Below are 13,138 nucleotides of genomic sequence, written 5' to 3'. Positions count from 1 at the left end.
AGGACCACACCTCATGCTGTCTGCCGACATCCAGATCGTCCTGCCGGAACTGGCACTGGCGCTTTATGCGATCCTGGCCCTGCTGGGGGCCGTCTATACGGTCAAGGACGGGGCCGCGCCGCTGCTGGTCTGGCTGACGGCGGGCGTGTTCCTGCTGTTGGCGGCGTGGATCGGCACGGGTGATCCTGCGACCGCAACGGCGTTTGGCGGCATGTTCATCTCTGACGGTTTTGCCCGCTTTGCCAAGGTGATGATCCTCGTCTCGGCCGCGGCGGTGCTGCTGATGAGCGAAAATTACATGACCCGCCGCAACCTGCTGCGGTTCGAATACCCTGTGCTGGTCGCCTTGGGCGTCGTCGGCATGATGGTCATGGTCAGCGCGGGCGATCTGATGAGCCTCTACATGGGGCTCGAGCTGCAGTCGCTGGCGCTCTACGTCGTAGCCGCGCTGCGCCGCGACTCGGCGCGGTCGACAGAGGCGGGTCTGAAGTATTTCGTCCTCGGCGCGCTGTCGTCGGGTCTGCTGCTCTATGGGGCGTCGCTCGTCTACGGCTTTACCGGGACCACGCTGTTTTCGGGCATCATCGCCGGCGTGCAGGACGCGCCGTCGCTGGGTCTGCTGTTCGGTCTGGTGTTCGTGATCGCGGGCCTTGCGTTCAAGGTGAGTGCGGCCCCGTTCCACATGTGGACGCCCGACGTGTACGAAGGCTCGCCCACCCCTGTCACCGCGTTCTTCGCCACCGCCCCCAAGATCGCGGCGATGGCCCTGTTCGCCCGGGTGCTGTTCGATGCCTTCGGCGGGATCACGGCGGAATGGCAGCAGATCGTGGCATTCCTGTCGGTGGCGTCCATGTTCCTCGGCTCCATCGCGGCGATCGGTCAGCGCGACATCAAGCGTCTGATGGCCTATTCGTCGATCGCCCACATGGGCTATGCCCTGATGGGGCTGGCGGCGGGCACGGCGTTCGGCGTGCAGGCCATGCTGATCTACATGGCGATCTACGTCACGATGAACGTCGGCACCTTCGCCTTCATCCTTGGCATGGAACGTGACGGCCGTCCCGTGACCGACATCAACGCCCTGCGCATGTACGCCAAGGATCAGCCGACCCGCGCGCTGGCGATGCTGGTGCTGATGTTCAGCCTTGCGGGTGTGCCGCCGATGGTCGGCTTCTTCGGCAAGTTCTATGTGCTGCGCGCGGCCTTCGATGCGGGTCTGGCGTGGCTGGCGGTGGCCGGTGTGATCGCCTCGGTGATCGGGGCCTACTACTATCTGCGGATCGTGTTCTTCATGTATTTCGGCGAAGAGGGCGAGAAGCTCGATGCGCCGACGCAGCCGATCCTGAGTGGTTTCCTGCTGGTGACGGCGGCGATGATGGTCTTTGGTGTCATCAACCTGTTCGGGATCGAGCCGATGGCGGCGGCCGCCGCAGCGACCCTTGTCAACTGACCCCACCCGCGATGCCCTTTGGCCAGAGGGGGTGAGTTGCCGCGTGCTGTCCACCGTGGACAGCACCATGGCCGAGGCGGCGCGCATAGCCACCAGCATCGACGGCCCCACGTGGGTGTTGGCGGAACGCCAGACCGGCGCACGCGGCCGTCGCGGCAAGGCGTGGGAGACGCCGCGCGGCAACTTTGCCGCGACCCTGATCTACCGCCCCAACTGCACCCCGCAACAGGCCAGCCTGCGGTCGTTCATGGCCGCCGTCGCCCTGTTCGAGGCGCTGGCGATGTATATCGACCGCACCCGCCTGTCGCTGAAATGGCCCAACGACGTGCTGCTGAACGGCGGCAAGGTGGCGGGCATCCTGCTGGAAACCAGCGGGCAGGGCAAATACGTCGATTGGCTGTCGGTGGGCATCGGCGTGAACCTCGCCACCGTGCCGGCGGGCATCCGCGATGCATCGTTCCCGCCCGTGTCGCTGGCGGGCGAGGGCGGGCGCGCGGCGACCCCCACCGACTTCTTGGTCCGCCTTGCGTCCGATTTCGCCACGCAGGAAGCCAAGCTGTGGGAATTCGGGTTCGAGATCATCCGCCGCGACTGGCTGCGCCGCGCCGCCCGGCTGGGCGAGGTCATCACCGCCCGCACGTCGCAGGGCGACGTGACGGGCCGGTTCGAGACGATCGACCACGACGGCAATCTCGTGTTGGCGACGCCCGATGGCGAACGGCTGATCGCCGCCGCCGACATCCTGTTCTGAGGAGGCGCTGCGATGCTGCTGGCCATCGACTGCGGGAATACGAACACGGTCTTTTCCATCTGGGACGGGACACGGTTTCTGGCGACGTGGAGGACTAAGACCGACTGGCAGCGCACGGCGGATCAATACTACGTCTGGCTGCAGTCCCTGATGGCGATGCAGAAGATCGACGCCGTCATCGACGCGGTGATCGTCAGCGCCACGGTGCCACGTGTGGTGTTCAACCTGCGGGTCTTGTCCGATCGTTACTTCAACTGCCGCCCCGTCGTGGTGGGCAAGCCCGACTGCCGCCTGCCGGTCCCGCCGCGCGTCGATCCGGGCACCAACGTGGGCCCTGACCGTCTGGTAAACACGGCAGGGGCGTACGACCGTCATGGCGGCAATCTGATCGTCGTGGATTTCGGGACGGCGACGACGCTGGACGTGGTGGACGACGACGGCGCCTATGTGGGCGGCGTGATCGCGCCCGGCGTGAACGTCAGCCTCGAGGCGTTCCACATGGCCGCCGCCGCCCTGCCGCATGTCGATGTGACCCGTCCGGACCGCGTCATAGGGACCAATACGGTGGCCTGCATGCAGTCTGGCGCATTCTGGGGTTACATCGGCCTCGTGAAAGAGATAATCGCGCGTATCAAGGCCGAACGTGGCCGCGAGATGACCGTGATCGCCACCGGCGGTCTCGCCTCGCTGTTCGCCACCGGCGATACCTTATTTGACTGGGTCGAGGATGACCTGACGATGCACGGTCTGACCGTGATCCACCAACTGAACAAGGACCCTACATGAGTGCTGCAAAAGCGAACGACCGTCTGATCTACATGGCGCTGGGTGGCGCCGGCGAAATCGGCATGAACTGCTACGTCTATGGCTACGGCCCCAAGGGGCAGGAACGACTGATCGTGGTCGATCTGGGCGTGACCTTTCCCGACATGGACGGCACCCCCGGCGTCGACCTGATCTTTCCGGACATCACCTGGCTGAAACAGCGCCGCGCGCTGATCGACGGCATCTTCATCACCCACGCGCACGAGGATCACGTCGGCGCCGTCGGCCTGCTGTGGCAGCAGCTGGGCGCGCCGATCTATGCGCGCAAGTTCACCGCCAACATCGCACGACGCAAGCTGCAGGAGCAGGGCCAGTCCGACAACATCGTGACGGTGGTCGAACCCTATCCCGCGGTGATCGACTGCGGACCGTTCAAGGTGTCCTACGTGCCGGTCAGTCACTCGATCCCCGAAAGTGCGGGTCTGGTGATCGACTCGGCTGGTGGCCGCATCGTGCACACCGGCGACTTCAAGGTCGACATGACCCCGGTGGTCGGCGACCCGTTCAACACCGCGTTGTGGGAAGAGATCGCCCGCCCCGGCGTCAAGGCGCTGGTCTGCGACAGCACGAACATCTTCTCGCCCCACGCAGGCCGGTCGGAGGTGTCGATCGGCCCCGCCATCACCGAGTTGATGCGCCGCTCCGCAGGCATGATGGCGGCGACGACGTTCGCCTCCAACGTCGCACGGCTGAAAACGCTGGCCGATGCCGCGACCAACGCGGGCAGGCGTGTCTGTCTGCTGGGCCGGTCGATGAACCGCATGGTGGAAGCGGCCAAGGAAACCGGTCTGCTGACCGAGTTTCCTGCCACCATCACGCCGGAAGAGGCGCAGACCCTGCCGCGCAATCAGGTGCTGCTGCTGGTCACCGGATCGCAGGGTGAGCGGCGTGCCGCCTCCGCACAGCTCAGCCAAGGGTCGTATCTCGGGCTGAAACTCCGCGAGGGCGACACGTTCCTGTTCTCCTCCCGCACGATTCCGGGCAATGAGCGTGGCGTGATCCGCATCATGAACCAGCTGAGCGAGCTGGGCGTGGACATCGTCGATGACGAGGGCGGCAAGTATCACGTGTCCGGGCACGCGAACCGCCCGGATCTGGAGACGATGCACCAGATCATCAAGCCGCAGTTCCTGATCCCGATGCACGGCGAACACCGCCACCTGCGCGAACATGTAAAGGTCGCAGGCCTCTACGGCCTGCCCGGCATCGTGGCCGTGAACGGCATGATGATCGACCTGTCCGGCAACACCCCGAGCGTGGCGGAATACGTCGAAACCGGCCGCACCTATCTGGACGGGTCGGTGCAGATCGGCGCGATGGACGGCGTCGTGCGCGACCGCATTCGGCTGGCGCTGAACGGCGTGGCCGTGGTTACGCTGATCATCGACGAAAACGACGAGCCGTTGGGCGATCCGTGGGTCGAAATCTCTGGCGTGGCCGAAACCGGCCGGTCCGATGCGGCACTGGCCGAGGTGATGGAGGCCGATCTGGCGCAGTTCATTGGCCGCGCCGATGCCAAGACCATCCGCGACGACGTGAAGCTGGAAAAAGAGCTCAAGAACGTCGCGAAACGTTCGGCGCAGGGCGAGATCGGCAAGAAGCCCGAAGTGATCGTGGTCATCAGCCGCTTGGGCTGACGGACCCGGCAAGATGACAAAAGGCGCCGCACCTGACCGGGTGCGGCGCCTTTTTCTTGGGTTTCACGCCAGACAAGACGCCGTCCGGCCTTTCTTCTGGTTGAAAATATCCCGGGGGACCGGGGGCTGGCCCCCGGCACGTCACCGCCGGATCACTCCGAACAGACGTAGACAGCACCGCCCACGGCCACGGCCGTGACGGCGGCAGCCCCCAGCATCACCGGCGCGCTGAACACGCCTGCAGCGCCCGTCGCCGCCGTCCCCAGCGTGTTGCTGATCGCGGCCCCGCTACCGGACAGCAGCACGGTGCCGGAACTGTGGGTGACCTTGCTCAGCGTCGAATCGCCGGTGCCCATGACGGTGCCCGCCATTGTGCCGGTGACTCGGGCCAGCGTCTCCTTGGTGCCGTTCACCTTCGTGCAGACACCGCCAGAGGCGCAGCGCCCCCGGTAATTGCGCTCTCCCGGAACCAGCAGATAGCCGATGTCTGCATCCGCCTCTTGCAGGCACATGTCGTCGACGGGTTCGATGGTGGAGAGGAGGGCGAAGACCTCTTCGCTGGAACACTGCCGCTGGTCGCCGGTGATCCAGCCGAACGACCGGCCGGGCAGGTTGACCAACCGTTCGCGGCGGGTCGTCGGGGCGGGGGCCACGCCCAGCGTTTCGGTGTCGATCTGGACGTCGATCCCCTCCAGGCGTGTGGCGCAGACCGAGGCTGCGGCAGACTGTGCCGCGCAGATCAGCACGGTGGTCAGGGCAAGGTGGCGTATCATGGCGGCGGTATCCCGTTTTTCGCTATCATGACGCCGGCAGGCAGGTCCGTCCACGGGGCAGCGTTCACGTCGGCGAGACGCTGCCCCGATGCCGCTCAGCTCGTGCTGCGCTCGGCAAAGCTCTTGGCGATGAACTCCGGCGTGTCGGCGCCCATGCCGATGACGTTGTCATGCCCGCCACGCTGGTGGTCGCGACCCCGATGGGGCGTCGTGTCACGCTCGCGCCGCTCGGGTGACGACCGCTCTGCCGTGCGGTCCGGGCCACGGGCGGGGCGGTCGGACCGGCTGCCTCCGTCGCGCTGCTGCGCGTCGCGGGGTTGACGATCCGGCACGATGGCGTCGGGTTGGGGTGCCGCCACCTCTGCCATGACCGGGGCCATGTCGATCACCGCGACCACAGGCTCTGCGACGGGGGCTGCGACATCGACGGGTGCCGTGGCATCCGCGCCCGTATCGACGTCAGGCACGGCCTTGCGCGGGCCACGGGTGCGGCTGCGGCGGGGACGATCCTCACGCGAGGCGTCCACGTCGTCGACGGGGCTGGTGGTAGTCGGCGGCGTCGCGCGCGACAGCGGATTGTCGAGGCGCGGGATCGGGTTCTGCACCAGCCGCTCCACGTCGGCGAGGTTCTTCTCATCCCGGGTCGAGCAAATCATGATCGCCGTGCCCGTGCGCCCGGCGCGGCCCGTGCGACCGATGCGGTGGACGTAATCCTCGGCGTGGCTGGGCACGTCGAAGTTGAGCACGTGCGTCACCGCCGGAATGTCCAGACCGCGCGCCGCCACGTCGGAGGCGACGAGGAACCGGATCGACCCATCGCGGAAGCCATCCAGCGTGCGGGTGCGGTGCGACTGCTCCAGATCGCCGTGGATCGCTTCGGCGTTCTTGCCGTTCTTCTTCAGCGCCTTTGCGACCACGTCCACGTCGGACTTGCGGTTGCAGAAGATGATGGCGTTCGAACAGGCGTCGCCTTCGGCGTCGATCAGACGGATCAACAGATCGCGCTTTTCGTCCTCGCCGCGGGCTTTGCTGCTCGCTTCGAACATCACGACGCCCTGTTTGATGTTCTCGCCGGTGGTGGCGGCGCGGGCCACTTCGACCTTGGCGGGATTGGACAGGAAGGTGTTGGTGATCCGCTCGATCTCGGGCGCCATGGTGGCACTGAAGAACAGTGTCTGACGCGTGAACGGGGTCATCTGGAAAATGCGCTCGATGTCGGGGATGAACCCCATGTCGAGCATGCGGTCCGCCTCGTCCACGACCATGATCTTGACGTCGGACAGGATCAGTTTGCCACGCTCGAAATGGTCGATCAGACGGCCCGGCGTGGCGATCAGCACGTCGACGCCCTTGTCGATCAGTTGGTCCTGTTCCTTGAAACTGGTGCCGCCGATCAGCAACGCCTTGGTCAGTTTGGTGTATTTGGCATAGGCGTCGAAGTTCTCGGCGACCTGGGCTGCCAGTTCGCGCGTGGGTGCCAGCACGAGGCTGCGCGGCATCCGGGCGCGGGCGCGGCCACGGCCCAGCAGGGTGATCATCGGCAGCGTGAAACTGGCGGTCTTGCCGGTGCCGGTCTGTGCGATCCCCAGCACGTCGCGCCCTTCGAGGGCGGGGGGGATGGCACCGGCCTGGATCGGCGTCGGCGTCTCGTAGCCGGTGTCGATGATGGCCTTGAGCACCTTGGGGTCGAGGTTGAGGTCGGAAAACTTGATCATGTAGCCCTTTCGCAGATCCGGCTGTGGTGGCCGCAGAACTGCGCGGCCCGCCCGACCAGATTGCCAGGGCGTTCGACTGGGTTGCCGTTACGCTTTTATCGCGGATACGTCAAGGTTTTGGCGGAACAGGGGCTTGTGGGGCCGCGTTGTGGCAGGAATGGATCGGAAGGATACATCATGATCAAGAAATTCGGCACGGCCAACTGGCAGGGCGACCTCAAGACCGGTCTCGGCAAGGTCTCGACCCAGACGAAGGCGCTGCAGGATCATCCCTACGGCTTCAAGGCGCGGTTCGAGGATGGCCCCGGGTCTAACCCGGAAGAGCTGGTCGCGGCCGCCCATGCTGCGTGTTTCGCGATGGCGATGTCGTTGAACCTTGCCGACAAGGGGCTGACCGCCGACAACATCGACGCGAAATCCACCGTGTCGCTGGAGCAGGTCGACGGCGGCTTTGCCGTGACCAAGGCGCATCTGGATGTGACGGCGACGATTCCCGGCATCGACGACGCGGCCTTTCAAGAGATCGCGAAAGCGACCGAAAAGGGCTGCCCGATCAGCAAGCTGCTGAACGCCGAGATCACGATGGACGCAAAACTGGTCTGAGATCATACGACGAGCGAATCGTGCAGGTGCGGGACATAGCCCGCCGCCAGCACCGCCACGAGGGGGGCAGGGGTCAGGACCGTGACCTCTGCCCCTTTGTCTTTGGCCACGGACAGTTGATAGCCGGCGGGCGCGCAGCGCTGCAGCCCCAGACGGCCCACAATGTGCGGCTTGTCATGCCACAGCACGAACGTGCCGGCGGGCAGATGGCCAAGGGTCGCGGTGTGCGTGCGCTGCATCGCACCGCCAGCGCGCGGCTTTCGGTTCATTGCACCTTGCGACGCGGCGATATGAACCGGGCCGATGTCACGCGGCTTGTTCCCCGCAGCGTACATGCCAGTCATGGGGTGAGCCGTGTCCTCTGCCGCCTCCTGCACGCCATTTGGATCACGGTGTCCGTCTGCCACACCGCGCCGCGCTACGGCGGCTGAGTTCAAACCGTGCCGCTGGTCCTGCATCACGACACGGGCGTCGTGCAGCACCCTGTCGATCTGTTGTGCGGTGGACGGCCCCATCGTTAGGGTCCAAACCGCATGGAACCGGGCATAATCCGCCCGACGGCAACGGGCACAGGGGCGGTGCCCAGCGGCCAGAGCCACTGCTTCGTCCAGAAAGAACAGCTCCGTCCAGGTCCGCCCGGTCATCACCGGCCTGCGCCGCCCCTGCCAGTCGAGCGTGCAGCAGATCCATGCCTTGTGCGTCCAGCGCCGGTCGCCCAGCGTGCGGTCGTCGCGGTGCAGGATGCCACGATTGCCGGTCAGCACCCCACGCGCGGGGTGCGCCACGATCTCGCCAGTCGGAAGGACACGGTTCTGCAAGGTCATGACCCAGCCTATCGGCCCGCGTCCGCCCGCGCCAGCACCCGCGCAAAGGCATCCGCCGGAACCACACCGGCGTTGCGGCCCCGCAACCCCCAGACCGCCAGCGGCAATCCGGTCTTTGCGGCGCGGCGAAACGCCTCCTCCGACAGGGTTGCGACCCCCACCTCGGCCCGTTGGCAGCCGTCGACGCAGTGCGTCGGTCTGCGGTCGTGGCGCGTGTAGGGCAGGGTGACGCCGCCCGTGGTGACGCGGTCGATCCGCGGTGCAAGGCCGTCCTGCCGGCGCTGGTTCAACAACACGCCATAGGCGCGCGGCGGTCCCGTCGCCTGCGCGAGGTCCATGACGATCACGGGCCGTGCGGTCAGCAGTGATGGACCGCCTAGCGGCAGGGTGCCCATGCCGCGGTCAATCTCCTCCTCCGGCACGGTGATGACCGTCGTGCCGCGCCAGTCGTCGCGCGCCACGATCACCTGCGTCCCGATGGGGGCGCAGGCGGTTAGCATCAGCAGCAGGACAAGGTGCAGCAGGTGGGTCATGCCGCCACCCTGCGCGGCAAGCCCTTAACGGTGCGTAAAGGTCAGACCATCATTTCCTTGGTCGCAGATAGGCGAATGTCGGGATAGTCGCGGCCCACGCGGTCGATGTCCCATTGCAGGCGCGTCAGGAACACGGTGTCGCCGTCGTTGTCGAGCGCGATGTGCTGCTTGTTCGCGGCCACGAACTTGTCCACCGCCTCCGTGCCGCCGTGCACCCAGCGGGCCGACGTGAACTGTGAGCTCTCGAACCGCACCGGCAGGCCGTATTCCAACTCGATCCGCGACGCCAAGACCTCGAACTGCAAGGCACCGACGACGCCCACGATGAAGCCCGACCCGAAGGTGGGCTTGAAGACCTTGGCGGCACCTTCCTCGGCGAACTGCATCAGGGCCTTTTCCAGATGCTTGGCCTTCATCGGATCGCCCGCACGGGCGGTCTGCAGCAATTCCGGCGCAAAGGACGGGATGCCCGTCACCTTCAGGTTCTCGCCCTCGGTCAGCGTGTCGCCGATGCGCAATTGCCCGTGGTTGGGGATGCCGATGATGTCGCCGGCCCACGCTTCTTCCGCCAGTTCGCGGTCGGCGGCGAGGAACATCACGGGGTTGGTCACGGCCATCTGCTTCTTGCTGCGCACATGGGTCAGCTTCATGCCACGCTCGAAATGACCAGACGCCATGCGGACGAAGGCCACGCGGTCGCGGTGCTTGGGGTCCATGTTGGCCTGCACCTTGAAGACGAAGCCGGTGACCGTCTCCTCCTCGGGTGCGATCTGACGCGGCTCGGCGCGCTGGATCTGCGGCTCCGGCCCGTAGGTGCCGATGCCCTCCATCAGCTCCTTGACGCCGAAGGAGTTGATGGCCGACCCGAACCAGATCGGCGTCATGGTGCCTGCCAGCATCGCATCGCGGTCGAGCTTCGGCATCAGCTCCTGCGCCATCTCGATTTCCTCGAGGAACACGTCCAGCAACTCCGCCGGGATGTGTTCGCGCAAGGCAGGGTCCGACAACCCGTTGATGCGCACCGACTGCGCCCGCTTGTTGCGGTCGGCGCGGTCCATCAAATCGAGGCGGTCGTTCAGGATGTCGTAGGTGCCGATGAACTCGCGGCCCTTGCCGATGGGCCACGATGCCGGGGTCACGTCGATCGCCAGATTTTCCTGGATTTCGTCGATGATCTCGAACGTATCGCGGCTTTCGCGGTCCATCTTGTTGCAGAAGGTCAGGATCGGCAGGTCGCGCAGGCGACAGACCTCGAACAGTTTCTGCGTCTGCGATTCCACGCCCTTGGCCCCGTCGATCACCATGACGGCGGCGTCCACTGCGGTCAGCGTGCGGTAGGTATCCTCGGAAAAGTCAGAGTGGCCGGGCGTGTCTACGAGGTTGAAGCGATAGCCGTCGAAATCGAACGACATGGCCGAGGCGGACACGGAAATGCCGCGGTCCTTTTCCATCTGCATGAAGTCCGACCGGGTGCGCCGCGCCTCGCCCTTGGCCCGGACCTGACCCGCCATCTGGATCGCGCCCCCGTACAGCAGGAACTTTTCGGTCAGCGTCGTCTTGCCCGCATCCGGGTGAGAGATGATCGCAAAGGTGCGACGGCGGGCGATTTCGGGCGGCAGGGCGGGGCGATTGTTCATGCCACGCCTTTAGCGTGCAGGCCGCCGAAGGGCAACGGGGCGGCACCGACGCACGCCATCCGGCGGCTGGCCATTTATGCAACAGGTTGGTGCCGGTCCAGTGAACGGATCCATCGGACGTGCCATTTGAAAACGAAATCGCGTTAGATCACGGGATATGTTACCAAAGGATTAACAGATGCTGAAATTTATATCGATTACCGGTGCCTTGGCGCTGGTTGCGGCGTGCGGCGGATCCGGTTCGGACATGACGCCACGGGTACCGACGCAGGCCGACCTGAGGGCTGCCGAGGATGCGGTAGCAGGGGATCTGCTGCGCATCGCCGACTTCAGCCCGACGTCCGCGCGCAACATACCCACCTCCGGGCGGTCGGTTTACAACGGGTCATCGGCGCTGGCCTTGAGTCAGGGAAACCGTGAGGTCGAACTGATCGGCGACTCGTCGCTCCAGATCGATTTTGCGACCGGCCGGACCAGCGGGCAGGCCGACGACTTCGTCGGGCGCGTCGACGGAAGAGCGGTGCGCGCCGATGGCCGGATCCGCTACAGCGGTGGCGAAATCGGACGTGGTGATGAGGCTGGATTGTTCATCACGGATGTCGACGGCACGCTCGACACCGGCAGGGACCGGATCGCCATCGACGGGGCGGCGGTCGGCGCGTTCGCTGGCAACCGGGTCGAAGGACGGGACCGCACGCGGGGCATCGTCGGTTTCGGCCTCACCGAAGGCGCGCAGGATGTCACGGACGTGCCTGGCCTGGACGATATCCCTGCGACGATGAACGCCAAATTGAACGGACGGCCCGCCGTGGGTGGCCTGATTTTCACAGGCGAGAACTGACGTCAGTCCGTCGGCGGCTGTGGCCGATGCCGCCGACTGCACCGCACCCTTCTGATATCCTATAACAGCGCCGCTGACATGGCTTGTCAGCGGCGCATCTGCGTCAGATCCGGCCCATGGAGCGCGCCCTGCACTCCGCCCGTCATCCTGAACAGGACCACTGCCATGCGTCACCCCATCCGATTCCTCGCCAGTCTGAGCGCTCTCGTCGTCGTCGCCGCCTGTGGCGGCACGACCGTGCCGACGACGCCCGTCGATCCCGACCGGTTGAGCCTGCGCGAGATCAAACGCGTCGAAAGCGAAATCAGGCCGGGCTACGATGCCGCGCGCGTGACACCCAAGGCGCAGGTGCCGGTCAGCGGTCAGGCCACCTATGCGGGCTATGTCGCGGGCGACATGTCTCTGCCCACGGGCAACACGGATGTGGCCGGCGTCATGGTGATGGGCGTCGATTTCACCAACAACCGGGTCGGCGGCACGGTTGGCAACTTCGTCACCTCGCGCAACGAGGAAATGGACGGCACGTTGAGCCTGCGCAATGGGGTGCTGGATCGCAGGCTCAACAGCAGTCAGGTCACGATCCGATCGGATGTAGACGGGCGGCTGGTCGACGAATCCGGCGATACCTATGTGCTGGACGGTGCCATCACGCGCGGCGGGTTCAAGGGCAGCAGCGGGCAATACGTCGGCGTGCCGATGACCGGCAGCGTGGTGACCGATGCCGGCGTGTCGCGCGGGACGCAGCGCGGCACCTTCGGGCTGACGGGCATCCTCGAACGCTAGTACCAGCGGCTCCGTGTGACGTTCATCCTTTGTTAACCGTGCCTGTCCATCCTGAGGCTCCAGGATTGACAGGAGACGGGGATGATGAGGATGAACGCAGCGGTGGTGCTGGCACTGTGCGGCTGGCTGACCGGCTGCGGCGCAGGTGGCGGGTCGGGGGGTGACGCGGGTCCGGTGGTCGTCCCCGCGGATCTTGACGTCACCGACCCGCGCACCCTGCCGACGACCGGACGCGCGACCTATGACGGCTACATGCGGGCCGAACTGCCGACCGGCGACGATGGGTCGCGCGAAAACTATCTGGCTGACCTGCGCATGGAGGTGAACTTTGCTACCGGGTTCGACCAGATCCGCGGGCAGGCCACCGGGTTCGAGGCCGGAGGGGCCCGCCGTCTGGGCGGCGCGCTGACGATCAGCGGTGGCGACGTGTACCGCGATACGGATACTTCGGCAGCCTATACCTTTGACGGTGCGCTGAACGGTACGCTGACCGATGGCAGCGACGACTATCTCATCGATGCCGAGATCGAGGGCGATTTCCTGGGCGCGGACCAGACGGCGGTCGGCGGGCTGGTCTTCGGCGACATCACCGGACCCGAGGGCATCGACATCTTCGACGGCACCTTCGCCGCCGACCGCGTGGCTGACTGACGCGCGGCTGAGACCACGGGATGAACCGGCACCGGCCGGATCCGACCATGGGACGTCGCCGGCGCACCGCGGTGGCGGCGTGACGCGATCTTGCCTGACGCCCTGTTTGGGCGGG

At 65.9% G+C, this 13,138-nt stretch carries 13 protein-coding genes; 8 read left to right on the top strand and 5 right to left on the bottom strand.

What is annotated here, in order from left to right; translation table 11 throughout:
- Positions 1–13: 13 nt before the first annotated feature.
- The 4 genes from nuoN to BMX16_RS05470 are packed head-to-tail and all read left to right on the top strand — an operon-like array spanning position 14 to position 4,663.
- Positions 14–1,450 (top strand): NADH-quinone oxidoreductase subunit NuoN, encoded by a 1,437-nt coding sequence (gene nuoN, locus BMX16_RS05485; protein WP_089899943.1) that lies wholly within the window; start codon positions 14–16, stop codon positions 1,448–1,450.
- A gap of 43 nt (positions 1,451–1,493) precedes the next feature.
- Complete coding sequence (locus BMX16_RS05480; RefSeq protein ID WP_245731356.1) at positions 1,494–2,201, top strand: biotin--[acetyl-CoA-carboxylase] ligase; 708 nt, start codon at positions 1,494–1,496, stop codon at positions 2,199–2,201.
- 12 nt (positions 2,202–2,213) lie between these two features.
- The gene (locus BMX16_RS05475; protein ID WP_089899938.1) at positions 2,214–2,987 is read left to right on the top strand and encodes a type III pantothenate kinase; all 774 of its coding nucleotides are present in this window, start codon (positions 2,214–2,216) and stop codon (positions 2,985–2,987) included.
- A complete protein-coding gene (locus tag BMX16_RS05470; protein ID WP_089899935.1) occupies positions 2,984–4,663 on the top strand; it encodes a ribonuclease J in 1,680 nt (559 codons plus the stop codon). Before BMX16_RS05475 ends, BMX16_RS05470 begins: the two co-directional genes overlap by 4 nt.
- Positions 4,664–4,815: 152 nt before the next feature.
- Here BMX16_RS05470 and BMX16_RS05465 read toward each other — a convergent pair whose 3' ends face one another.
- Together BMX16_RS05465 and BMX16_RS05460 are read right to left on the bottom strand one after the other, a co-directional pair.
- The gene (locus BMX16_RS05465) at positions 4,816–5,436 is read right to left on the bottom strand and encodes a hypothetical protein (RefSeq protein WP_089899932.1); all 621 of its coding nucleotides are present in this window, start codon (positions 5,434–5,436) and stop codon (positions 4,816–4,818) included.
- A gap of 95 nt (positions 5,437–5,531) precedes the next feature.
- Entirely contained in the window at positions 5,532–7,151 is a 1,620-nt protein-coding gene (locus BMX16_RS05460) for a DEAD/DEAH box helicase (RefSeq protein ID WP_089899929.1), read from the bottom strand.
- A gap of 177 nt (positions 7,152–7,328) precedes the next feature.
- Here BMX16_RS05460 and BMX16_RS05455 point away from each other — a divergent pair, with 177 nt between their 5' ends.
- Positions 7,329–7,754 carry an OsmC family peroxiredoxin gene (locus tag BMX16_RS05455; RefSeq protein ID WP_281242582.1) on the top strand — a complete coding sequence of 142 codons (426 nt, stop codon included), beginning with the start codon at positions 7,329–7,331 and terminating at the stop codon, positions 7,752–7,754.
- A gap of 2 nt (positions 7,755–7,756) precedes the next feature.
- Here the strand turns inward: BMX16_RS05455 and BMX16_RS17765 are convergent, their stop codons facing one another.
- The 3 genes from BMX16_RS17765 to BMX16_RS05440 are packed head-to-tail and all read right to left on the bottom strand — an operon-like array spanning position 7,757 to position 10,748.
- The gene (locus BMX16_RS17765) at positions 7,757–8,578 is read right to left on the bottom strand and encodes a hypothetical protein (protein ID WP_218139833.1); all 822 of its coding nucleotides are present in this window, start codon (positions 8,576–8,578) and stop codon (positions 7,757–7,759) included.
- An 8-nt stretch (positions 8,579–8,586) separates the two neighbouring features.
- Positions 8,587–9,111, bottom strand: coding sequence for a hypothetical protein (locus tag BMX16_RS05445; RefSeq protein ID WP_089899926.1), 525 nt, complete (start codon positions 9,109–9,111; stop codon positions 8,587–8,589).
- Between the two features lie 41 nt (positions 9,112–9,152).
- On the bottom strand, positions 9,153–10,748 hold the full coding sequence (locus BMX16_RS05440) for a peptide chain release factor 3 (protein ID WP_089899922.1): 1,596 nt from the start codon (positions 10,746–10,748) through the stop codon (positions 9,153–9,155).
- A gap of 178 nt (positions 10,749–10,926) precedes the next feature.
- On the opposite strand from BMX16_RS05440, the gene BMX16_RS05435 reads away from it, so the two are divergent.
- The 3 genes from BMX16_RS05435 to BMX16_RS05425 all read left to right on the top strand — a co-directional run bounded on the left by BMX16_RS05435 (position 10,927) and on the right by BMX16_RS05425 (position 13,023).
- Entirely contained in the window at positions 10,927–11,589 is a 663-nt protein-coding gene (locus tag BMX16_RS05435; protein WP_089899919.1) for a hypothetical protein, read from the top strand.
- Between the two features lie 165 nt (positions 11,590–11,754).
- Positions 11,755–12,372, top strand: a complete 618-nt coding sequence (locus BMX16_RS05430) for a hypothetical protein (protein ID WP_089899916.1) — start codon at positions 11,755–11,757, stop codon at positions 12,370–12,372.
- Positions 12,373–12,453: 81 nt separating this feature from the next.
- The gene (locus BMX16_RS05425; protein ID WP_089899913.1) at positions 12,454–13,023 is read left to right on the top strand and encodes a hypothetical protein; all 570 of its coding nucleotides are present in this window, start codon (positions 12,454–12,456) and stop codon (positions 13,021–13,023) included.
- Positions 13,024–13,138: the final 115 nt, after the last annotated feature.

Source organism: Loktanella fryxellensis, assembly GCF_900110065.1.
GTDB lineage: Bacteria > Pseudomonadota > Alphaproteobacteria > Rhodobacterales > Rhodobacteraceae > Loktanella > Loktanella fryxellensis.
This window is presented reverse-complemented; position numbering and strand designations above follow the sequence as displayed.

Bases quoted from the DNA above. Each gene is read 5' to 3' on its own strand.
- nuoN (WP_089899943.1), top strand. From the start codon at position 14: ATGCTGTCTGCCGACATCCAGATCGTCCTGCCGGAACTGGCACTGGCG.
- BMX16_RS05475 (WP_089899938.1), top strand. From the start codon at position 2,214: ATGCTGCTGGCCATCGACTGCGGGAATACGAACACGGTCTTTTCCATC.
- BMX16_RS05470 (WP_089899935.1), top strand. From the start codon at position 2,984: ATGAGTGCTGCAAAAGCGAACGACCGTCTGATCTACATGGCGCTGGGT.
- BMX16_RS05465 (WP_089899932.1), bottom strand. From the start codon at position 5,436: ATGATACGCCACCTTGCCCTGACCACCGTGCTGATCTGCGCGGCACAG.
- BMX16_RS05460 (WP_089899929.1), bottom strand. From the start codon at position 7,151: ATGATCAAGTTTTCCGACCTCAACCTCGACCCCAAGGTGCTCAAGGCC.
- BMX16_RS05455 (WP_281242582.1), top strand. From the start codon at position 7,329: ATGATCAAGAAATTCGGCACGGCCAACTGGCAGGGCGACCTCAAGACC.
- BMX16_RS17765 (WP_218139833.1), bottom strand. From the start codon at position 8,578: ATGACCTTGCAGAACCGTGTCCTTCCGACTGGCGAGATCGTGGCGCAC.
- BMX16_RS05445 (WP_089899926.1), bottom strand. From the start codon at position 9,111: ATGACCCACCTGCTGCACCTTGTCCTGCTGCTGATGCTAACCGCCTGC.
- BMX16_RS05440 (WP_089899922.1), bottom strand. From the start codon at position 10,748: ATGAACAATCGCCCCGCCCTGCCGCCCGAAATCGCCCGCCGTCGCACC.
- BMX16_RS05435 (WP_089899919.1), top strand. From the start codon at position 10,927: ATGCTGAAATTTATATCGATTACCGGTGCCTTGGCGCTGGTTGCGGCG.
- BMX16_RS05430 (WP_089899916.1), top strand. From the start codon at position 11,755: ATGCGTCACCCCATCCGATTCCTCGCCAGTCTGAGCGCTCTCGTCGTC.
- BMX16_RS05425 (WP_089899913.1), top strand. From the start codon at position 12,454: ATGATGAGGATGAACGCAGCGGTGGTGCTGGCACTGTGCGGCTGGCTG.